Raw genomic sequence first — 19943 nt, 5'->3', positions numbered from 1 at the left:
CTTATCTAAGTTATCCTGAGGAGGATACTATGATCGAAGTTAACTCTTTTGCTGAACTGCGTACGACTCCCCCATCAAAATCAGGTGAAATTGCGATCCTGAAACGCTATTACGACAAAGACTCGAGCTTCCGTGGCGGCGCAGACTTTGTTGGTTTCCTCAGTACTACCCCACTGAAAGATGATGGCGGTACGGTCGCTATCGGCAACGGTTTTTACTGGAAACGCACCATCAACGATCCTACTGAAGTGAATATCCTGCACTTTGGCGCGAAAGGGGATGGGGTAACTGATGATACCGACGCGTTTAAGCGGATGCTGGCGTGGACGCAGACCTATAACACCTACGTGAAAGCGCTGCCGGTTCGTTTTCCCGGTGGCCGCTTCCTGATTTCGCCTATCGATATCAGCGATACCGAAATCCCGTTCTTTGGCCTGTTAGGGGACGATCTGGAACTCGGCTCACTGCCGCGCACCACGATTATTTCCGATAAAAGCGCCAATACGGTGTTCAAAGTAAAGGCGCGCCGGACTGCCATCAAAGGCATCGTCTGGAACGGGCAGGCCAGCGCCGATACCACCGCCAAAGTCACTATTTTACCCGAACAGTGCAGCAACAATCAGCCGTTCTTCGAAAACACCTGTATCGAAGGGCAAACCGTCAATATCAGCTGCTTCCGGGCGCAAAGCACTGGCGGCACGGTGTTTAAGCTGCAGGATACGCTCGACAGTAAGTTCGATCAGATCTACACCACCAGCACCTTTTCACGGGTGTTTGACGTCGGCTGGTCGAACTCACCCAATGGCGTCTGGGACCACTCAACCGCGATTGAGTTAAGCAACGCGAACTTCCAGTCCGGCTACGGCGATGCCACGCTCTATATGCCGCGCATGACGCAGGGCATCCTGCGTAACGTCTGGATTGAGCATACCCGCAATCCGGGCGATCTGTCGGACGGTGGCTGGACCATTGATACGCTGAACATTGAAGATTGCGGTACGCCGCTCAACCTCAACAATGCCCGCGTCATCATGCGTCAGATTAACCTGCAGGCGGGCGCAAAAATCACTAACGACCTGGCCGCCGGGAAATGGCTATCGACCTTTGAATACGGTTATCGCCGTGATGAAAACCACGGCAGCTTCCTGACCGGTTCACTGCGGGTCGGCTATTTCAGCGGCTATAAGGTGGTGAACAACACCGATACCGATAACTGGTACCGGCTGGGGCAGCTCTATTTCCCGAACCCTAATCAGGCATGGGTGATGGAACTGATCGGGAAAGCGGATGCGACCACGCCTTCCGGCACGGCAGGGTCGCCGGTCAACCTGCCGGGGACCGGCAGAACGCTGATTAATCTGCAGCGACTGGAGACGGTATGGGCGGATGCGTATCACATGGGCCAGCCTTCGGTGATGGATATCCGTTACGGCCGGGTCGGCACCACCTATGCGGTGGTCTGGGTCAAGCTGCGGGCCAACAGTGGCGAAACCATGTTCAACCTGAAGACCACCGGTCCGACCCGTTTTGATACCGGTTCCTGCTCGCTGTTCCAGTCTGATATGTCGGTGGTGACTGACATTACCAAAGTAGGGACGCTGAAACCGGCCGCACGCTTCGGCATGCATAACGGACTGGCCGGCATTGGTGCCAATGAAAAAGGGGTGGTGACTCTCGCAACGGCGGCGGGCACCCCGGCTAATAAAACGGCGCCGACCGGTTTTGTGCTGATCAATATCAACGGCGTTGACCGCAAGGTCCCTTACTACGATTGATGATCACCACTTTTGGGACGAGGCGGCGGCCTCGCCCTTTTTTGTCTGACGCCTGCGCTGCGGGCATCGGACTGTCAGGCGAGCTGCTGCGAAAATCCGCAGTTGAACGCCGCCTCTCTTGACGCATTTCCGCTTTTTTTCTAAGGTATTTCCCCGCTAATCCCGCCCGTTTGCCGGTATAGCTCAGTTGGTAGAGCAGCGCATTCGTAATGCGAAGGTCGGAGGTTCGACTCCTCTTACCGGCACCAGTTATATCAATGGTTTATACATCATTGGTTCCTTCCCCCTTAAGCATGTGGGACAGATTTGGGACAACAGCACCCATAATCGCGTCGATCTGCTTAGCGTGTTCCGTCAGATGATTCGGTGCCAGGTGTGCATACCTGCGAACCATCTCGATGCTTTCCCACCCTCCCATTTCCTGAAGAACAGACAACGGCACCCCAGCCTGAACCAGCCAGCTCGCCCATGTGTGGCGCAGGTCATGAAACCGGAAATCTTCAATACCTGCCCGGCGCAGCGCTGCCCTCCATGCAGTGTTTGCGTCATAACGCATCTTTCGAACGGCTGGCGTTTTCGTACCATCCGGTAGCGTGCTGCTTTCCCGGTATGCACTGAACCAGTTTCATGCATCGATGAAGGTCTGACGGGTCTGACGGCGGAGAGAAATACGAACCATAGAAGTTCTTTTTCATCCCTAACGCAATTGAGGCCATCGTTGCCGAGCTAACTCCAACATTGCCTGTGGACTGCCACTGCAAAACCTTCATAGCTAATTCAGACATAACAACTCCTCACGCAAAGCGCGACTTTGATCACCCGATATAATCTAGATATATCAGTTAGATGATGTGTAAATATGGGCTGAAACAGGCATGTTTGATCTGGCCTATTTGAGCGCGATAGTGAATAGGGTGGGTGGGGGTTTAGTTGTTCGGCAGGGCGGGGAGTGGCATCCAATGGGTGGGGTTACTCGGCATGGAGTCACCGTCAAATAAATAGTGATACCAACCATCCCCCTCATCACCGATAAAACCATCCTCTATGTGCCCATCATATTGGCTGAACAAAAGAAGAATTTTTTGATCCAACTGAGGCAGTTGCTCTCGGAATGATGTCCAGCCGCTCATGCCACCCTCCTGTGCTGCTTAGCGCGCTGCGCCAGCGCCCGGATGTGCTCGGCAACCGTTTCAATATTCTCATCGATGACTTTGCGCCGTGCTGTCACGTCCATGTCACGAGAACCCGGCGTGCCGTATTGAGGATAAAATGCCTCTTTCAGTTCATTCAGCTTTTGCATCACTCATCCTCCCGCTTAAAACTAACACCAGCCTTTTCCATAGCTTGTTGATGACGCCAGCTTGCGTAGTTGTAGCCGGTGTCGAAATTGTCTCTCCATTGAGAAGGCCAGTCTCTGATGCAGTCATCAAGCCCATCGTCGGGAAGAATAACCGGCGGCGCAGTCAGTGCGGCCAGCGCGACACGCATGGTGTTTAAGTGCATTGCACTGTCTGAGTCCATCCCGAAAGGAATTTCATCGGACACATTTTGCAGCTCATCAATCTGAGGTTTTAGCCACTCAATCAGCGCCTGCTTCTGCTCTTCGGTCATGATGGCTCTCCTTGGCAGGCAACCGGCTCAGCTAGGCGGAATCTTGATGGTGCCCAGTCGCACACCTCATCTGTAGGGATGTGTCCAAACATCATTGTGCAGCGGCGGCAATGAACGCAGTCACTACATGTCTTTCCGGCAGGCAGATTCATTTTGTCACTGTCATTTTTACGGCGTCGCATTGGCTCACGCATCCTTGCCATCCTTACCGGCGCGGAATAGGTTGGCCACATTGACAGCATCTGAATATGCAGCTTTGTGGAATAGATGGCCCTGCCTGCTCACTTCTTTAAGTGCATCAATACGGACAAAGTGATATTCCGCAACCTTGTCAGCCCCCTCAGCCCGCACAGAGTTTAGGTAGGCGTCGACGCTTGCCCATCCATTAGCCAGGTCATAGAACTCCTGTATTGTCTGGCCATCACAAACGACATCCGGAGCCATCTCTTTATTGTATTCTGCATAAACATGAGCCGCTTCTTGGGCTAGCTCCATACCTTTAGACAGCACTGCATCCAGCTGTTGCTGAAGTGCTGCGTAGTCTTTCCACTTAACGTATCCGCCATCGGCAGACTCAACCATTTCGTCCTGGCCTGCGTAGTCGCAGCCTGGGTCATAACGCTTAACTTCACTCATCTCTTACCCCTTATGCCGCTGTCAGGCTCAATGCCGCGGCGAAAAAAGTTAGTCCAGGCAGCCCGGATACCAGCCACGCTTAATGAGGCGCGCCCGCTTTTCGGCTGCGATGATGTTTTGCTGGCGTTTGTCTTCACCGCGCTCCGCAAGTGATCGGCGGCTGATGAGCATCGTTTGCGGGCGGGTTGGAGTGAGGCGGCTTGTGCTGATAAGCGTGTAGGTGTAATCGGTGCATCCATCTACCCTCCCTTGACGCCAGTGATATCTCAGTGAGCCTTGTATGAAGAACGTTAAAGACACGATCCTCACGCAATATGCCGCCAGCCCAAACATCCGAAGCTTGATTGAAACATTCAACACCTCAATGGATATGACGGAATTCACCGACGAATTCCTGACTTCCATTTGGGATGTTTCAACGGCAATAGGGTACGGGCTTGATGTGTGGGGAAAGATAGTTGGCGTATCAAGGCTGCTTAACGTCAGGGAATCAGCGACGTATTTCGGTTTTGATGAAGCATTTATCAGCGGCAGTGACGACTCGCCAAAACCGTTTGATGAGGCACCTTTCTTTGAAGGCGTGCAACTGACATCGACGGTCAGGCTGGCTGACGACGGATACCGAAAGCTGATCATGGCTAAGGCAATGGCGAACATCACTGATTGCTCCATCCCATCGCTCAATAAGGCGCTGTATTACCTTTTTGGTGAGCAGGGAGACACGTTCGTAGCCATTACCGGTGTGATGTCCATGAGCTACGTATTTGGCTTCAACCTGACGCCAGTTGAGTGGGCCATCCTGCTCAATTCAAATGCGATCGCTAAACCTGCAGGCGTCAGCGTCAGCATCATGTCACTCGATTTCAACAACACCTTTGGATTTGCCGAGGCTGAAATGCAGCCATTCGAAAGCGGCACCTTCTTCCCCGACTCAGGAATACAAAATGCAGACCAGCTCGCAGCCTAAACTCTTGCCGATTCCATTTGCGGATACCGGCTCCAAACAAAACATCCCTAACGATTCGCAGATCGGTATTACTGCAGGGCGGGCATCATACACTGACGGCTTCCCCCCATTGACAAGAACACCTCTGGCGGCGGGTGGCGTTCCTCCCTTTGGTACTGACTTTAACGGCGTACTTAACGACATAACTGCCGCTCTTAGATGGTCTCAGTCAGGCGCGGGCTACCCGTTTAATGCAGCATTCAATACTGCGATTAGTGGATACCCAAAAGGCGCGAAAATCCCAAACTCCACACTCGACGGATATTGGCTCAACACTACCGAAGGCAATACCAGCAATCCTGAAGCAACCGGCGCAGCCATTACGGGGTGGGTACCGTCTTCAAATTATGGAGTGACAACAATTACCGGCCTGTCCGGCTCCAGCGTAACACTGACAACATTGCAGGCCGCTAAAGAGACGATCATACTTTCTGGCTCGCTGACATCCAACGTTAACCTGACTGTTCCCGCATGGATTAAGCAGTGGAAGGTAATCAATAACTGTACAGGTAATTTTTCTGTGACAGTAAAAACCCCTAGCGGCGCCGGGGTTCCTGTGCAGGCGCAGACCACATCAATTCTTAGTGGGGATGGTGTGAATATTAATCTAGCATTGAGCCCCGGGTCGTTGATTAATGTTCAGGTTTTTTATAATTCAGGAATATACACAGCAACTGCCGGAACTAAAAAAGTAATAGTAGAAATGGTGGGGGGGGGAGCAGGCAGCGCCGGGTCTCGGGCTGCTGGCGCCGGTCAAGTGTCGGTTGGCGGTCCGGGTGGCGCAGGCTCATATGCTAAGGGTATTTTTAGTCAGAATTTCAATGGAGTACAGGTTACCGTTGGCACTAAGGGAGCAGGAGGCACCGCTAGCGGAAGTTATGCATCAGACGGCGGCGCATCTTCCTTCGGGGGGCTCATATCTGCATCAGGAGGTGCAGCAGGGCAGCCAGCTGGGCCCACGAATAACTTCCCTTTTTCTACGGTAGCCGCGGTTGTTTCTGCTGGCGCTAATGGCGCAAATATAGTGGGTACGCCTGGTCAGGGGGCGCTATCTTCAGTCGTTGTAGGAGCATCAAGTGTAATCGAAGGTCCGGGCGGTTCCTCTCAATTTGGATCGGGTGGTTTTATCACCGCGTTCAACGCTAAAGGTGTTAACGGATCGGGATATGGGTCTGGCGGAGGACCATCAAAAGTAAACGGCGGGAATGCCGCTGTAGCTGGTGGGGATGGATCTCAGGGCCTTGTAATTGTATGGGAGTACGCATAATGAAATCATGGGCATTAATTAAGGATGGTGTGGTAATCAACACCTTCTTATGGGATGGAGAAGGCGAATATCAGCATGAGGAAGGAACCTTGCTGGTTGAATATGATGATAGCAACATTGCAGGTCCTGGATATCTGTTTGACGGCAAGTCATTTTCACGACCTCCGCTTACAGATGAGGAGCAGGCTATCATTGATCAACAAAGTATCGAGTCTATTAGCTCTATGAAACAAGGAATGATAGACGAGGCCACGCTGAATATTTCAATCCTGCAGGACGCGGTTGATCTGGAAATGGCCACTGACGAAGAAAAAGAGAGCCTTACAGCATGGAAAAAATACAGGGTATTACTCAGCCGGGTTGACATTTCTTCGGCTGAAATTTCATGGCCACAAAAACCCTGAAAGAAAGGGCAGGATTCAGCCTGCCCCGATTTATGATCTAGTCTTTAATAGCTCTGAGTTTTTCTGTAACGTTAATTACCGTGCAGTTTTCAGAGCAGGGGTTATGCCCGCCAGGCAGAACAGCTGCATCCGTTCGCTCGCTACTGACTTTAAAGTTGTATCCCATTTCCTTTTTAACGGCATCAGCAAGCCCAGAAATAGCCCAAGATATCTGAATTGATGGAGCGCCGATTTCATCATATTTAGTTGGGGAGAATACATTCCATTCAGGGTTAGATACATCGAACATCAAGTATCCTTTATAGTCCCTTGAGATTTTTTCTTTGATTGCTGATTTAAGAACTATTATTTCCTGGTCGAACTGTTTAACAAAGTTTGTATATATAAAACTATTGCAACTTATTATGGCGTAAGCGGCACATAATGACATCATGAGGTTTCTGAACTGTAGCCTTGCAGTAAGTTTTGAAATGCTAAATGCCAGCAAAACACCAACGCAAAGCCCTAGGCTAACAAGTGAACGATACGAAACCCACCCTTCAGCAATGATTAGGTTAGGGGAAAAGCTACCAGCCAGAATCGCAACTGCTAAAATGGCCTTTTTAACTCCATCTCTCTGGATGGAAATAAACAAAAATGAAAGAATGAAGAGCAGCAGGGAGGCTGTAAAATAAAATGGAGTATGAAAAATAGAGTAGTTGGATACAGCATCATGAAAGGGTTTGTCAAAAAACCAAACGACCTTTTCCTTCAGTGAGTTGGCTAATGCGCTACGTGGAAAGCTGTTACCATAAACAATTATTGGTACAAACTTAGACAAGATCAGAGATGACATCATGCCGCAGGCTATAACAATCACATCTTTGAAAATCTTTTTATATTTTAACTGAGAATCATTCAAGCAGTTATCTATCAGCATAAATAGCGCAAACGCCATCCCGGTTGGCTGATAAATCGCGAAAGATAATGCAAGAAGAACTACAGACGACACAAACCTTGAGATTTCCCTCAGTTTAGTACAGTAATTTAGTGTCGAGTATGATGCCCCAGCCAGTAATATTGATGCGGCATACGGAAAGCACGTTGCCCATGCACCAAAAAGAGCTATTGAAGGTAGGCAGCACAGCAGAACAGGTGTAACGCACCATGCCATTATCCCGCCAGGGAATTGGGCTCTCTTAAGAAAGAAGAATAAATAACACCCTAGCGATATTATGCTAAGTACGGATATTACTCTGAAGAACGTGAAGTCTGGCGTGCTTCCTATGAAGTTCTGGGCAATATAACGCAGGGCTGCATATAGCGGCCTTCCAGACATTACATCCCATTTGATCAGATTTGTATGGGATAAATTTGCTGCAAAATACGTTGAGTAATCATCAGAGAACCCGTACGTACCAATATAGGCAGGGCCTTATGTTGCCAGTAGCGCAACAATAATGAATATGACTGAGGTATGTCGCATAGAAATGGTTTTTCAGCGTTCATGTTTAAGGCCATTCATCCTTGAAAATGAGGGGTAGTTAGCTCCATTTTTTAGCGGAGGTATAATGTCACTCATGAATTTGCATCTCAACAAAAACATCGTTGTCATGACTGATACCCATGCAGATATGCGACATTGTGGGGCGGGTGATATGAGCTGGCTCTCCCAGAGGCGGCTACAGGTGGCAGCCAAGAAAAAAGCCCGGCGACCGGGCAATGACTCAGCCGCTCCTGTCTGAGCAGGTTGCGGGGTGGGTAATTTGAGATTAGTCATCACAGAAACGGCGGGCAAAAAAATACCCGCCCCCCAATGAACAGGGCAGGTACAAAGTGAGGTGAAGCGCTAGAGCGCGCATGGGTGCTCTGTTGTTATCGGCCTCTCTACAGTGCACACAAGAAGGGAGTGGGGTGGATTTCCCTTCTTGCGTCAGATTGGCAGAACTATCCGTTTCCACCTATCTTCAGAAAGTCTATTGATAATGAATTCAACAACAAGCGTAAGCGGTAAGTTTTTTTGGTGTAGTGCTGCTGAACGTGTGACACAAAAAACCCGGCGCGGTGGCCGGGTAGGTGAATCAAATCTCCGGCTTCATGCGGCCAAAAACTTTTTCAATCCCGGCCTCATACTCTTCTTTGTTGTCACTCATTGCTGCTACACCAAGAAGTTTGCCGATGTGCTGACGTAAAGCCTTAACGCCGATTTCAGAAAGAAACAGGTGTAGCTTATCTGATTGCTTTCCATTCTCATCTCGACTGGCACGTATCTGTTCCAGTATCTTGCCTTTGCTCTTAGCTAAAGGGACGTAAATTTGCATATTAGTCAATTGACCGAAGCGGATAGGCCTGCCTTTTTCAGGTCGATTAAGTCCATATAAGCGGTACCACTCCTCATAAAGTTCGTCCGGAAATTCTTTTTCATACTGCCTGGCCTCCTCTCGGACAAACGCCTTAAATGCGTCAATTACTTCCTGAACTTCTGGGCGATACCCTGCAATGGCATATGCCAAGCCTTTAAGTCCCGACTTCATTGAAGCACTAGCTAAGGCCTGCGCCTGCTTGGCCGCTTCAATACGTGTTTTTGGCAACGCTCCAGCCATGTTTGCTTGGATAAGTGCGTTAGCTATATCACCAATTACAGTAATATCGTACCCTTGGGCGCCGGTGAAACCTAAAGTTGCCCCATCGGGCTTCCATTGAAATATAAAGGGTTTTGCCATTTTAGACATCAAAATTGGATCAACGTAAGGGGCCATATATTGGGCGCTTAAAAGACGATCAACCTCCTTACTGTGAACGCCAAGCCCAAGAAGTTTTCCAAGGCCAGCCTTAGATACTACGACTGTTTTATCGACATCATCGAGAACGTAACATTCTGTATCAATCCCAAATTCCTTAACAAAACTTCCCTTATGAGTTGCCTTATAACCCCATCTTGCAGCAGCACCTTTTTTCGCCTGTTCGCTGCGTTGTTTTGAAGTCAAGGATTTGGCTCGAGCGACGCCTCCCTTCGATTTTCCTTTTGGCTCTTTCTTATTATCTGACATATGCAAGCACCTTTGCTGTTGTGTATGCTTGCATATTAGACAATTTAGCGCGTGAAATGCAAGCACGATTTATCTGTTGTGCTTGCAATAAAAGTGGCATTTACAAATCTGTGAGCCGCTCCGCCTTGATCAAAACCATCGATCGATATTACTGTTTATACATACAGTATTTATCAATGGAGGATTCTCATCATGGCGCGTACCGACGACATTCTTTTTGCATTCACTCAGTCCATCAAGATGGAGGAGAGCGGCCGGCGAACCATAACTACGCGTGACTTCGTGGCCGCGCTTGAGCGTTACAACTGGCACATGTCACTGCGTGAAGCTAATCAGTGGATTGAGAATTACACTCATAACTTTCGTGATATTTCCACAGAAGAGGGCGAGGCCCGCACCTTCCAGATGTTCAACCCGAACGGGGGAATCTGACATGGGCTTTCCATCTCCTGCGCAGGACCATATTGAGCAGCGTCTTAACCTGAACAGCATTCTGATGCCAAACCCGGCCAATATGATGCGCATTGAAACGCCGGAGGGATTTGTGCTGGTTGACCGTTCTGCCCGGATGAAGCCTGGCGACAAGGTCGCATATCAGCTGGAGGACTACCCGCAGATTGGGAAATTGTTCCCCAGCGGCATCATCACTCAGGATGGCGAGACGATCGACGGTCAGGGGCTTGATGGGGTAGTGGTGCTGGGAAAGGTGACGGCCGAAGTGCTGGCGGTGTATGAGCCTTACCGGCCGACCATCTGATGGGACAGATTTGAGACACGCAAAGGTTTGAGACCTCTTCAAACCTTTGCGGACTTTTCGCATCATGGGACGTGTGAGCGCGACAGGATGCGGTAAGTTACTGTGTTAAAAGGTGGTTCTTAGAATTCGTAATGCGAAGGTCGGAGGTTCGACTCCTCTTACCGGCACCAGTTTTTCTCTTTATCAGATCCTCTTCTTCTATTACCTCCTTATTAGGTCTGTTTGGCCGGTTAACCTCAGGCAGGATCGCGCTCGCCGATTACCGCTCAGGGCGACATCGCTAGCGCGCGTGGCACCAATTTCTTTCCAGTTCAGCAGAGAAGGGCATGCGACTCGCACCAACCAGCTTCTGACGATTAATTTCAATTGCCGCTTGCGTCACTTAAAGAAGTGTGGCCTAATGAATCGTCGGTTTGATTAACAGACACTATCAAAGTAAGTATCCAAAGCAGTTCTCATCTCTAAGTTTGTCGCGAGACATCCCTTCTTTTTGAGTCTTCTCTTACGTTCTGATTAAAATCTGTTCTCAGGCCATTATGCCGGAAGGCTCGATATATTAAGGATTTAAGCATGTCTAACAAAATTCGCGGTACCGTTAAGTGGTTTAACGCAGAGAAAGGCTTCGGTTTCATCTCTCCTCAGGACGGCAGCAAAGATGTATTCGTACACTTCTCTGCAATCCAGGGTACTGATTTCCGTTCATTAGATGAAGGTCAACAAGTTGAGTTTACAGTAGAAAATGGCGCCAAAGGCCCAGCTGCTGCGAACGTTGTTGGTCTCTAAGGACTGAAAATTACATTTAAATGTCCTCACTGTAATGGCTCACAGTTTCGTACATCACACTTTGATGTTACAAGAGCCAATCCGCATGGAGCGAAATGCATTTTCTGCAAATCTGTCGTTGTTCAGGTGAACGCGGCGAGGATTGCACTTCAGAGCCAGCCTCGCGCTCTCTGATTAAAGGCTAACTGAGCTTTATAGCGTTGTTGCATTTACTGTAATGAAAGGCTGCCAATGGCAGCCTTTTTTGTTTCTGTCATTCTGCTTCTGCTTCTGCTTCTGCTTCTGCTTCTGCTTGCTTCTGCCTCTGCCTGAGTCTCAGCTTGCTTTGATGTTCCCGCTATTCTGTTGCTTATCCCTGGCTCCGCCTGTTGCTGGCGCACGGCCTGACGTCATCGCTTCCCTGTTCAACAGAAATTAATGCCAGGCGCAGACGCTGGTCTGGCTGTAACAGCGGCGGGGCAACAACGTTACGGCCCGCCGGAGCAGGCCGCTGAAACAAACAAACTTCGCTACTTCTCAGCAACGGTATCAGGCACTGTGTGCTGCGTTCAGCGAGAGCTGTCCTACCTTAAATACGCTCATCGCCTGCGCCATCCGCTCAGCCTGATCCTGCAGAGCTTGTGAAGCTGCGGACGCTTCCTGCACCAGCGCGGCGTTCTGCTGCGTCACCGCTTCCATCTGGGTAATCGCCATATTGATCTCACTGATGCCGCTGCTTTGTTCACTGCTGGCGATGGTGATTTCGCTCATGATGTTTGCCACGCTCTGCACGCTGTTGACTACTTCGCCAATGGTAGAACCGGCATGGGTAACCAGCTTGCTGCCTTCATCCACCTTAGCGACCGAATCTTCAATCAGCACTTTGATCTCTTTGGCAGCCGAGGCTGAACGCTGGGCCAGATTACGCACTTCAGAAGCGACCACTGCAAAGCCACGACCCTGTTCACCGGCACGTGCGGCTTCAACGGCTGCGTTCAGTGACAGAATATTAGTCTGAAAGGCAATGGAATCAATTACGCTGATAATGTCGACAATCTTCTTCGATGACAGGGCGATTGCCTCCATCTTCTCAATCACCTGTTCCATCACCACACCGCCTTCACGCGCCACGCTGGAGGTGCTGGCGACCAGATGGTTGGCTTCACGGGCGTTGTCAGCGTTGTGCTTCACGGTTGAGGTCATCTGTTCCATGGCAGACGCGGTCTCTTCCAGTGAGCTGGCCTGCTGCTCGGTACGGGTAGAGAGATCAAGGTTGCCGCTGGAGATCTGGTTTGAAGCCACCGCAATCGTATCGGAACCGGTACGCACCTCGGTGACAATAGAGAGCAAATTATCATTCATCCGTTGCAGCGCTTGCATCAACACGCCGGTCTCATCGCGTGACGTCACCTGAATTTTTGAGCTCAGATCGCCGGCGGCAACGCGCTCGGCAACATCAACCGCGGCCACCAGCGGGCGCACGATCGAACGCGTCAGGAAAAGGCCCAGCATAATTGAGGCCAGAATCGCCAGCGCAGAGAAAATCAGCGTGATGGTAATTGCTGACTGACCATTGGCCACGATGCTCTGGCCTTCGCCACGCAGCTGGGCATCCTGTGAATTGGCAAATGCGACAGCATCATCAAGGAACTTGTTCTGGGTCGCGGTCATCGACTTCAGCACGTAGGCGCTGGCAGCGTCGAAGTTGCCGCTTTTCACCAGCGTAACCAACTCCGTTTTGACCTTCTCAAAGGCTTCGGCCGATGCCAGCAGACCGGCAATTTTTTTCTTACCGACTGCCGTAACCTGAATGTCGGCGATCTTTTTCATGGCGGCGTTAGTACGCTGGGTTGCTTCGTCCAGCTGGCCGTAACGTTTCACGTTCATGTCCGGCCGGTTAGTGTCGATCACGATGCCGCGCAGGTATTTGATCTGATCGTTGACACCATCGCGCACATCAAATGCCAGTCGCACTTTTACGTAACGATCGTCCACGATCGAGGCGATCGCGGTGTTGATGCTGTTAATTTTCGTTATGGATGTCACCCCAATGACTATCAGTAACGTCACAACAATACCGAAGGCTGCGGCGAGCCGCATACCCACCTTCATATTCTTGATACTGACCATGCTTTTTTCCCCGTTTTATTATTTATCACTGTGTTATCAGCAATCAGGTTCCTTGCTGCTGTGCGCGATTCACCTGCTGTGCCCGGCGTCGTGCCGCCGAAAAAAGGGTGATCTCGCGCACACTGTTATCGGAGCGTTAAGCTTTACCTTTAATGTTTTTGAAGTAACAGGCAGGGGAAAGCGCACCATTAACCGCATGGATTAATCGTGTTTAACAAAACTGCCTTGAGATAACAGAAAGGCCGGATGTGCTCGGTTGGGCTGACAGCCACAAAACTGGCAGCCTGGACCGTAAGGGATGAAAGAAATCAGAAAACTAACAAGTAGAGGCCAACCCAGAACAGGGCGCTAAGAGACAGGGCGCTAATCCAGGCAAGCTGGCGTAAACGGCCACGCAGCACGTTTTGACGAGAGGTAACAGGTAAGGTTTCGCTGTGCATGGGTAAAATTCCTGGCTAAGTAGTAAAGACGCAGTGCGAAACAGGCCAGAGCGGCAGACCGAACGGCAGCGCGTCGGTCTGCATTCGCTTAGCGGGCTGCTTCGAGAACGTTAAAAATTACGTCGGAGAGTTCGTTTAACTCGAACTTAGCGACATAACCGTCGGCACCCACTTTGCGGACGTGATCTTCATTGGCGCTGCCTGACAGTGAAGAGTGGATTACCACCGGCAGACGTTTCAGAATTTCGTCACGCTTGATGTTGCGGGTCAGGGTAAAACCATCCATCTCCGGCATTTCCAGGTCGGTCAGCACAAAGGCAATTTTGTCGTGAATTGACTCGCCCGCCGCCTGCGCATCCTGGCTCATCAGCTTGAGTTTTTCCCACGCTTCCAGGCCGGTGTTAAACATCAGCGACGGAATTCCCATGCTCTTCAGACCCTGCTCCAGTAGCTGGCGCGCCACTTTCGAGTCTTCCGCCACAATGGCGACGGCGCCGGGACGATAGTTGAATTCACGCGCTTTGGTGGCTTCAGGTTCCACACCGCGCACCGAAGGAATGATGTCATACAGAATTTGCTCAACGTCCAGCACCATCGCCAGATCGTTGCTCTGCTTATCACTGTCCAGACAGGCGATGCTGGTAATGTTGCGGCCACCAATCCCGGCTTCAGCGGTATGCACCTGGCTCCAGTCGAGACGCACAATGTTTTCAACCGACTCCACGGCGAACGCCTGGGTGTTGCGCGCATATTCGGTCACCAGCAGCAGATTCAGGCCGGTTTCTGGCACACAGCCTGCCACCGCCGGCAGATCAATCACCGGGATGAACTGGCCACGAATGCTTGCCATACCCAGCAGCGGTGAGCGCATGCCCGCGGCTTTGGTGATGGTTGGCATCGGCACGATTTCACGCAGCTTGAACACGTTAATGCCAAACAGTTCTGACTTGCCTTTCAGCTGATCGGAACCTAAGCGAAACAGCAGCAGTTCGAATTTGTTCGATAACGCGAGATTCGCTCTCTCATCAATCTCTTTTTGAAAATTATCCATCGTTGCCTCTGCCTTAACGCAGCTGGTGAAATAGGGTGTGAACAGGTTATCGGCAGCAAATGGAAAAAGGTGAGAACAGAAGGGGGAAATAAAACAGACGCCAATTATTGTGCCAGGCTTAACGGTGAAGGTTCGACATGGACACCTTTCCAATACAGGAGTGTGAAATGAAAAAAGTAATTTTAGCGTCGCTGTTGGTGGTAATGAGTGCTGGCGTGTATGCCGATGAGGGTGGCTACAAGGGCGGTGAAGCGCCGCCGCCGCAGCACAAGGAGGATGCAGGCTATAAGGGATCGGAAGATACCGGGCAGACTCACATCGATCAGATTCGCGACTTCCGTCAGGGCGGATACGTGACGCTTGAAGGCTATATCGTGAAGAAAGAGCAGGGCGATACCTATCAGTTCCGCGATAACACCGGCACATTACCGATCATTGCGCCGAAGAAAACCTTTGATGGTAAAACCTATTCGGCTGAGGACAAAGTGCGCGTCAGCGGCAAGGTACATGGCAAAGGGCAGCAAACCACGCTGCATGTCACTCAGATTGACGAGCCGTAATAACCAGGGCGAGGCGTTGTCAGCCTCGCCCGTCCTGTTTTAATCCTTCAGCAGAATCGCCCGGCAGGCTTTGCCTTTGATTTTTCCCTGCTTCAGTTTTACCAGGGCACCTTTCGCCTGCGCGGCATCAATCGCGACGTAAGCGTGAGTCGGCGTCAGCACAATCTTGCCAATCTGGTCAGCGCGATAACCTGCTTCACCGGTCAGTGCGCCGAGAATATCGCCTGGACGGATCTTGGCTTTGCGGCCACCATCAATACACAAGGTCATCATTGCGGCAGGCAACGGTTTGCTGCTGCCTTTTTTCAGCGTGCTGGCGGAAATCCACGGCAGCTTCTGCTGCAGAAAATCTTCCAGCGCATGGGCGCGAGCCATCTCATCAGCCGCAACCAGGCTGACCGCAACGCCGTGCTCACCAGCGCGGGCGGTGCGGCCAATGCGGTGCAGATGCACTTCCGGGTCCCAGGCCAGCTGATAGTTCACCACCATCGCCAGCGATTTGATGTCGAGTCCACGGGCCGCCACGTCGGTGGCGACCAGCACCCGGCCACTGCCGTTGGCGAAGCGGATCAGCACCCGTTCACGATCGCGCTGTTCAAGATCGCCATGCAGCGGCAGCGCACTGATATCACGCGCGTTAAGCGCCGCAGCAATCTCATCGCATTCACGACGGGTATTACAGAACACCACGCATGACGCAGGCTGGCGTTCGCTCAGCAGCGCTATCAGCAGCGACAGCTTTTCACCGTGGCTGGCTTCGATGAACTGCTGCTCAATCGACGGCAGTTCGCTGACTTCTTCCGTCACTACGCTCAGCGCATCGCGCTGGAAGCGACTGCTGATGGCAGCGATGCCTTCTGGCCAGGTGGCGGAGAACAGCAGCGTCTGACGTGAAGCGGGCGTGGCCTCAATAATGGTTTCCATATCGTCGCGGAAGCCCATTTCCAGCATCCGGTCAGCTTCATCCAGCACCAGCGTACGCAGGTTTTCCAGCTTCAGGTTTTCGCGTTTGATGTGATCCAGAATACGGCCCGGGGTACCGACCACGATATGCGGTGGATGCACCAGCGAATCACGCTGGGCGCTCATCGGCTGTCCGCCACACAAGGTCAGAACTTTAATGTTGCGGGTGAAGCGTGCCAGCTGACGCAGCACGTTGCCGACCTGATCCGCCAGTTCACGAGTCGGGCAGAGAATCAGCGCCTGGGTCTGGAACCGGGCACTGTCGATATGTTGCAGTAAGCCAATACCAAAAGCGGCGGTTTTCCCGCTGCCGGTTTTTGCCTGCGCGCGCACGTCACGACCCTGCAGAATGGCGGGCAGCGTGGCGGCCTGAACTGGCGTCATGCTGGTATAGCCCATCTCGCGCAGGTTATCGAGCTGGCTATCGGGAAGCGTATTGAGGGTAGAAAAAGCGGTCACGGGCGCGGCCTCTGAGGCTGAAAGTGGAGGGCATTATTGCGCGCGCAAGTCTGGCAGAAAGCCGGCCTGACGGCAACGGGAACCTTGAGGTAAGCAGTATGAAACAATCTGGTGAAGATCGGATAAGAATTAACCGAAGTGACACCGGAATTGGTGTTTTTTTTTAATCCTTTGGCGATGGTCAAAGAAAATACTACCGTTGCGTTTATCCAGCAAGGCCAGTCATTAGTTTATAACCTGCCGTTTTTAAAAATTTATTTCATTGTTAATCAGATAACTCCTTAAAAATAACTCCAGTAAAAGAATTAATCATTAAAAAATATCACCCTTAATGCCGATAAAAATCTGGCGCTAATTGCTTTATATTTAGCGCGCCATATTCCTGGTACAACGACCGGTAGAGGGTATTTTCATTGAGTAATAGCATCCAGGGACCACATGAGAATGTGCTTAAAATAGTAGGCCGCGCCGTACTGACACTGCACGTTCATGGAGAGAGCTTATCAACCGATAAGATCGCTTCGATGATCGGCTGTTATGCGGAAGATGAGCCCTGTGATCAGGAAGATCGTCGCTTATATGCGCTGGCAATGGAACTGATGTCGAATGATAAATGGGCTAAAACCGCCTGACAGGCGGGTCCATTCAGGTAAATGCAGAGCCTCCGAACCGGAGGCTCTGTTATTTCAGGCGGAGGCCAGTGCAAATACCGCTTTACCGCGTGAAAAAGTCGCAACCACCGGTGAAATACGGGCCACCGCTTCTGCAGAACAACTTGCCGCCACCAGCATCATACTGGCTTCATCGCCCGATTTCGGCCACTGACGCTCGCCTGTTGCCGACAGCGGCAGCTGATTACCGGTAGCAATCGCCAGCGCCCGTGACAGCGAAAACTCATCCGATCCCCGATAGAGCTGCGCATACAAATTGGCTTTTTCCAGCATGCTGCCGGTGCCAAACGGCGACCAGTGATCGATAACGCTATCGGTGCCGGTCATTACGTTAATGCCGGCCGCCTGTAACTGCGGAATCGGCATGGTGAGTTTGCCGATCGGCAGAGTCGAGGCGATGCTGAACTGCTGCTCAGCCAGCCCTTCAATCATCCTTGCCAGCGCGCTGCCTTCCAGTGTTGCCAGCGCAAAGCCGTGGCTCAGGGTCACTTTGCCCTTCAGGGCAGGGTTACGGGCCACGGTATCGATCATGTACTGAATCGCCGCCACGCCTGCCGCTGAAGTTTCGTGCAGATGAATATCGACGCCACGCTGATAATCGAGCGCAATCCGGAACATCGTATCCAGCGATTTTTCCATCGCGCCATCAACGTTAGTGGGATCGAGTCCGCCAACGTACTGGACGCCGCGCTGCATTGCTTCGCGCATCAGGCCATCGACCTGAGAATGCAGCAGGCCGTGCTGCGGAAAGGCTACGATTTCACAGGAAAACGCGGGATGATTGGCCAGCGCAGCCTGCAGGTGATCAAGGCTTTGCAGGCCGCTGACCGGATCGATATTGCAATGGCTACGGGCGCGGGTGGTGCCTTTGGCGTTCAGCAGCGCAATCAATCCTTCGGCTCGCGCCTGAGAATGCGGCAGCAGCTGTGGGATCAGCACCTGCTCCCGGGCGATCATATCCATAATCGTTTTGCCCTGACGCGGACGTGGTGCCTGCCATGGGCCACCATAAAAGGTCTTATCAAGGTGGATATGCATATCCTGAGTGGCGGGCAGCAGCAGCGCGCCATGCGCATCCCACGCCGGCAGCGAAGCGTCGCCCTGGCCTGCCGGTTGCAGCCGATCAATTTTGCCGTCACGCACGCTGATGTCGTAAAGCGCGGTGCGGGTGGCAATAATCTCGTCGCCCTCGCGTTCAAATCCCTCTTCCAGCCGCACGTTGCGCAGCAGATAGCGATCCTGATGCGGCAGGGCGGTCGACTGCTTCGTGGCTGTTGATGGGCCACTGGCTGTCACGCTGGCCTGGCTAAAGCCGGCGGCCAGCAGACCGCCTGCCGCGGTCCAGCGCACGCTCTGGCTGAGAAAGTCACGGCGGCCTGGCGAAGGGGAAGTGGGCATCAGAGGCTCCTGCAATGTGGGTAAGCGGTTAATCTGACAAATGGCCGGCCGCTTTGCTGCGTTATTTTCCACTGCTGGCTAGTGGAAATTTCACTGCCAGCGTAACTGACCAAATGCCACCAGCGCTTCAGCCAGCTCACGCTGCAACGGTTCATGTGGCTGACGACAGAACAGCGCCAGCTCGAAGCTATCGATCACCGGCAGTCCCTGTTCGCTGCCGAGCACCCGATGTTGCGGCAGGCGGCAACTGGCGGGCAGCAAGGTCAGACCCAGCCCTTCGGCACTGGCGGCAGCAAGGGCCACCAGACTGGCGCTGCTGTAGCTGATACGCCAACTGCGCCCCAGCGCATCAAGCGTCTGGCAGACCTCATCGCGGTACAATCCCAGCTGCGGAAACAGCACCAGCGGCACTGGCGTCTGTTCAAAACAGGGTGACGCCGCGCTGTCGAGCCACAGCAGCGGTTCCGGACGCGACGCCAGCGGACGCTCGCCATAGGTCTGCTTGATCAGCATGATATCGAGTTCTTCACGTTGCCAGGCCCGGCGCAGCTCGACCTGCATACCGCTCATCACATCCAGTCGCAGCTGGGGATGATCGCGACTGAAATCGGCCAGCAGGCCCACCGTCGGTGCGGCGAAATCTTCCGGTACGCCAAGACGCAGCACGCCATCGCGCCATTGATCGCTCAGCACGTCGTGCGCCTCACCGTTCAGGGCGATAATCCGGCGGGCATAGCCCAGCAATTTTTCGCCCTCTTCGGTGATTTGAACCTGATGTGACGAGCGCACCAGCAAATCTTTACCGACCATCTCTTCCAGCCGCCGTACCTGTTGACTGACGGTTGATTGCGACAGATGCACCCGATCAGCGGCGCGGGTAAAGCTGGCAGTTTCACACACCGCCACAAAGCTAAGCAGTTGCTGCGGCGTAAACATCGGCTGACGATTCATTTTCCCACTACCTGGCAGAGTAATATTTTATTTCCAAATAGTACCGTCTGCTGTCAGGCTGACAACTTTTAAC

At 52.1% G+C, this 19943-nt stretch carries 21 protein-coding genes, 1 tRNA gene and 2 pseudogenes; 11 read left to right on the top strand and 13 right to left on the bottom strand.

From position 1 onward, the window contains the following. The first annotated feature begins 29 nt into the window (after nt 1–29). The gene (locus tag ACLIBF_RS16795) at nt 30–1775 is read left to right on the top strand and encodes a glycosyl hydrolase family 28-related protein (RefSeq protein WP_279809582.1); all 1746 of its coding nucleotides are present in this window, start codon (nt 30–32) and stop codon (nt 1773–1775) included. A gap of 172 nt (nt 1776–1947) precedes the next feature. Then, nucleotides 1948–2023 (top strand) — tRNA-Thr (locus tag ACLIBF_RS16790). Between the two features lie 14 nt (nt 2024–2037). On the opposite strand, the pseudogene ACLIBF_RS16785 reads toward ACLIBF_RS16790, so the two are convergent. The 6 genes and pseudogenes from ACLIBF_RS16785 to ACLIBF_RS16760 form a co-directional block, all read right to left on the bottom strand. Beyond that, nucleotides 2038–2397: pseudogene (locus tag ACLIBF_RS16785) on the bottom strand (site-specific integrase); the annotation flags it as partial. Further along, nucleotides 2381–2560: pseudogene (locus tag ACLIBF_RS16780) on the bottom strand (hypothetical protein); the annotation flags it as partial. The pseudogenes ACLIBF_RS16780 and ACLIBF_RS16785, both read right to left, overlap by 17 nt. Before the next feature lie 141 nt (nt 2561–2701). Beyond that, nucleotides 2702–2905: a DUF551 domain-containing protein gene (locus tag ACLIBF_RS16775; protein WP_448310148.1), complete on the bottom strand. Its 204-nt coding sequence runs from the start codon at nt 2903–2905 to the stop codon at nt 2702–2704. Beyond that, complete coding sequence (locus tag ACLIBF_RS16770; protein ID WP_448310147.1) at nt 2902–3075, bottom strand: hypothetical protein; 174 nt, start codon at nt 3073–3075, stop codon at nt 2902–2904. Before ACLIBF_RS16770 ends, ACLIBF_RS16775 begins: the two co-directional genes overlap by 4 nt. Then, the gene (locus tag ACLIBF_RS16765) at nt 3075–3386 is read right to left on the bottom strand and encodes a hypothetical protein (RefSeq protein ID WP_448310146.1); all 312 of its coding nucleotides are present in this window, start codon (nt 3384–3386) and stop codon (nt 3075–3077) included. The genes ACLIBF_RS16770 and ACLIBF_RS16765 overlap by 1 nt, the downstream gene beginning before the upstream one ends. A gap of 186 nt (nt 3387–3572) precedes the next feature. Further along, complete coding sequence (locus ACLIBF_RS16760) at nt 3573–4022, bottom strand: hypothetical protein (protein WP_448310144.1); 450 nt, start codon at nt 4020–4022, stop codon at nt 3573–3575. A 280-nt stretch (nt 4023–4302) separates the two neighbouring features. Here ACLIBF_RS16760 and ACLIBF_RS16755 point away from each other — a divergent pair, with 280 nt between their 5' ends. Genes ACLIBF_RS16755 through ACLIBF_RS16745 form a run of 3 tightly spaced genes read left to right on the top strand, consistent with a single transcriptional unit; the run spans nt 4303 to nt 6699 of the window. Continuing rightward, on the top strand, nt 4303–4989 hold the full coding sequence (locus ACLIBF_RS16755; protein ID WP_448310142.1) for a DUF2612 domain-containing protein: 687 nt from the start codon (nt 4303–4305) through the stop codon (nt 4987–4989). Beyond that, nucleotides 4967–6295 (top strand): hypothetical protein, encoded by a 1329-nt coding sequence (locus tag ACLIBF_RS16750; protein WP_448310141.1) that lies wholly within the window; start codon nt 4967–4969, stop codon nt 6293–6295. The genes ACLIBF_RS16755 and ACLIBF_RS16750 overlap by 23 nt, the downstream gene beginning before the upstream one ends. Then, nucleotides 6295–6699, top strand: a complete 405-nt coding sequence (locus ACLIBF_RS16745; protein ID WP_137399987.1) for a tail fiber assembly protein — start codon at nt 6295–6297, stop codon at nt 6697–6699. Before ACLIBF_RS16750 ends, ACLIBF_RS16745 begins: the two co-directional genes overlap by 1 nt. Before the next feature lie 37 nt (nt 6700–6736). Here ACLIBF_RS16745 and ACLIBF_RS16740 read toward each other — a convergent pair whose 3' ends face one another. Both ACLIBF_RS16740 and ACLIBF_RS16735 read right to left on the bottom strand, forming a co-directional pair. Then, a complete protein-coding gene (locus tag ACLIBF_RS16740; RefSeq protein ID WP_448310140.1) occupies nt 6737–7690 on the bottom strand; it encodes a hypothetical protein in 954 nt (317 codons plus the stop codon). Between the two features lie 1069 nt (nt 7691–8759). Further along, nucleotides 8760–9728, bottom strand: a complete 969-nt coding sequence (locus tag ACLIBF_RS16735) for a P63C domain-containing protein (RefSeq protein ID WP_448310138.1) — start codon at nt 9726–9728, stop codon at nt 8760–8762. 192 nt (nt 9729–9920) lie between these two features. Between ACLIBF_RS16735 and ACLIBF_RS16730 the strand changes: the two genes are divergently transcribed. From ACLIBF_RS16730 to ymcF, 4 genes are all read left to right on the top strand, one after another. Continuing rightward, complete coding sequence (locus ACLIBF_RS16730) at nt 9921–10160, top strand: DNA polymerase V (protein ID WP_448310137.1); 240 nt, start codon at nt 9921–9923, stop codon at nt 10158–10160. Between the two features lies 1 nt (nt 10161). Next, nucleotides 10162–10485 carry a phage repressor protein gene (locus ACLIBF_RS16725; RefSeq protein ID WP_448310136.1) on the top strand — a complete coding sequence of 108 codons (324 nt, stop codon included), beginning with the start codon at nt 10162–10164 and terminating at the stop codon, nt 10483–10485. Between the two features lie 570 nt (nt 10486–11055). Then, nucleotides 11056–11268 carry a transcription antiterminator/RNA stability regulator CspE gene (gene cspE / locus ACLIBF_RS16720; RefSeq protein ID WP_009091867.1) on the top strand — a complete coding sequence of 71 codons (213 nt, stop codon included), beginning with the start codon at nt 11056–11058 and terminating at the stop codon, nt 11266–11268. A gap of 3 nt (nt 11269–11271) precedes the next feature. Then, on the top strand, nt 11272–11442 hold the full coding sequence (gene ymcF, locus ACLIBF_RS16715; RefSeq protein ID WP_122983606.1) for a cold shock small protein YmcF: 171 nt from the start codon (nt 11272–11274) through the stop codon (nt 11440–11442). A 354-nt stretch (nt 11443–11796) separates the two neighbouring features. Here ymcF and ACLIBF_RS16710 read toward each other — a convergent pair whose 3' ends face one another. After that, nucleotides 11797–13377, bottom strand: coding sequence for a methyl-accepting chemotaxis protein (locus ACLIBF_RS16710; RefSeq protein WP_279809581.1), 1581 nt, complete (start codon nt 13375–13377; stop codon nt 11797–11799). 528 nt (nt 13378–13905) lie between these two features. Further along, on the bottom strand, nt 13906–14868 hold the full coding sequence (locus ACLIBF_RS16705; protein ID WP_031374998.1) for a chemotaxis protein: 963 nt from the start codon (nt 14866–14868) through the stop codon (nt 13906–13908). 167 nt (nt 14869–15035) lie between these two features. On the opposite strand from ACLIBF_RS16705, the gene ACLIBF_RS16700 reads away from it, so the two are divergent. Further along, complete coding sequence (locus tag ACLIBF_RS16700; protein WP_031374999.1) at nt 15036–15428, top strand: YgiW/YdeI family stress tolerance OB fold protein; 393 nt, start codon at nt 15036–15038, stop codon at nt 15426–15428. 39 nt (nt 15429–15467) lie between these two features. Here ACLIBF_RS16700 and dbpA read toward each other — a convergent pair whose 3' ends face one another. Further along, nucleotides 15468–16850: an ATP-dependent RNA helicase DbpA gene (gene dbpA / locus ACLIBF_RS16695; protein WP_031375000.1), complete on the bottom strand. Its 1383-nt coding sequence runs from the start codon at nt 16848–16850 to the stop codon at nt 15468–15470. A gap of 413 nt (nt 16851–17263) precedes the next feature. On the opposite strand from dbpA, the gene ACLIBF_RS16690 reads away from it, so the two are divergent. Next, nucleotides 17264–17482 (top strand): hypothetical protein, encoded by a 219-nt coding sequence (locus ACLIBF_RS16690; protein WP_448310133.1) that lies wholly within the window; start codon nt 17264–17266, stop codon nt 17480–17482. Between the two features lie 54 nt (nt 17483–17536). Here the strand turns inward: ACLIBF_RS16690 and ACLIBF_RS16685 are convergent, their stop codons facing one another. Beyond that, on the bottom strand, nt 17537–18919 hold the full coding sequence (locus ACLIBF_RS16685) for an amidohydrolase family protein (protein WP_279809580.1): 1383 nt from the start codon (nt 18917–18919) through the stop codon (nt 17537–17539). Between the two features lie 90 nt (nt 18920–19009). Further along, on the bottom strand, nt 19010–19870 hold the full coding sequence (locus ACLIBF_RS16680; RefSeq protein WP_279809579.1) for a LysR family transcriptional regulator: 861 nt from the start codon (nt 19868–19870) through the stop codon (nt 19010–19012). Between the last annotated feature and the right edge of the window lie 73 nt (nt 19871–19943).

It is taken from the genome of Pantoea sp. PGP6 (assembly GCF_053474785.1).
Note: the sequence above shows the minus strand (reverse complement) of the source record. Positions and strands in the feature narration are given on the sequence as shown.

Coding starts and splice junctions, on each gene's coding strand:
- ACLIBF_RS16795 (WP_279809582.1), top strand. CDS start 30: ATGATCGAAGTTAACTCTTTTGCTGAACTGCGTACGACTCCCCCATCA.
- ACLIBF_RS16775 (WP_448310148.1), bottom strand. CDS start 2,905: ATGAGCGGCTGGACATCATTCCGAGAGCAACTGCCTCAGTTGGATCAA.
- ACLIBF_RS16770 (WP_448310147.1), bottom strand. CDS start 3,075: ATGCAAAAGCTGAATGAACTGAAAGAGGCATTTTATCCTCAATACGGC.
- ACLIBF_RS16765 (WP_448310146.1), bottom strand. CDS start 3,386: ATGACCGAAGAGCAGAAGCAGGCGCTGATTGAGTGGCTAAAACCTCAG.
- ACLIBF_RS16760 (WP_448310144.1), bottom strand. CDS start 4,022: ATGAGTGAAGTTAAGCGTTATGACCCAGGCTGCGACTACGCAGGCCAG.
- ACLIBF_RS16755 (WP_448310142.1), top strand. CDS start 4,303: ATGAAGAACGTTAAAGACACGATCCTCACGCAATATGCCGCCAGCCCA.
- ACLIBF_RS16750 (WP_448310141.1), top strand. CDS start 4,967: ATGCAGACCAGCTCGCAGCCTAAACTCTTGCCGATTCCATTTGCGGAT.
- ACLIBF_RS16745 (WP_137399987.1), top strand. CDS start 6,295: ATGAAATCATGGGCATTAATTAAGGATGGTGTGGTAATCAACACCTTC.
- ACLIBF_RS16735 (WP_448310138.1), bottom strand. CDS start 9,728: ATGTCAGATAATAAGAAAGAGCCAAAAGGAAAATCGAAGGGAGGCGTC.
- ACLIBF_RS16730 (WP_448310137.1), top strand. CDS start 9,921: ATGGCGCGTACCGACGACATTCTTTTTGCATTCACTCAGTCCATCAAG.
- ACLIBF_RS16725 (WP_448310136.1), top strand. CDS start 10,162: ATGGGCTTTCCATCTCCTGCGCAGGACCATATTGAGCAGCGTCTTAAC.
- cspE (WP_009091867.1), top strand. CDS start 11,056: ATGTCTAACAAAATTCGCGGTACCGTTAAGTGGTTTAACGCAGAGAAA.
- ACLIBF_RS16710 (WP_279809581.1), bottom strand. CDS start 13,377: ATGGTCAGTATCAAGAATATGAAGGTGGGTATGCGGCTCGCCGCAGCC.
- ACLIBF_RS16705 (WP_031374998.1), bottom strand. CDS start 14,868: ATGGATAATTTTCAAAAAGAGATTGATGAGAGAGCGAATCTCGCGTTA.
- ACLIBF_RS16700 (WP_031374999.1), top strand. CDS start 15,036: ATGAAAAAAGTAATTTTAGCGTCGCTGTTGGTGGTAATGAGTGCTGGC.
- ACLIBF_RS16685 (WP_279809580.1), bottom strand. CDS start 18,919: ATGCCCACTTCCCCTTCGCCAGGCCGCCGTGACTTTCTCAGCCAGAGC.
- ACLIBF_RS16680 (WP_279809579.1), bottom strand. CDS start 19,870: ATGAATCGTCAGCCGATGTTTACGCCGCAGCAACTGCTTAGCTTTGTG.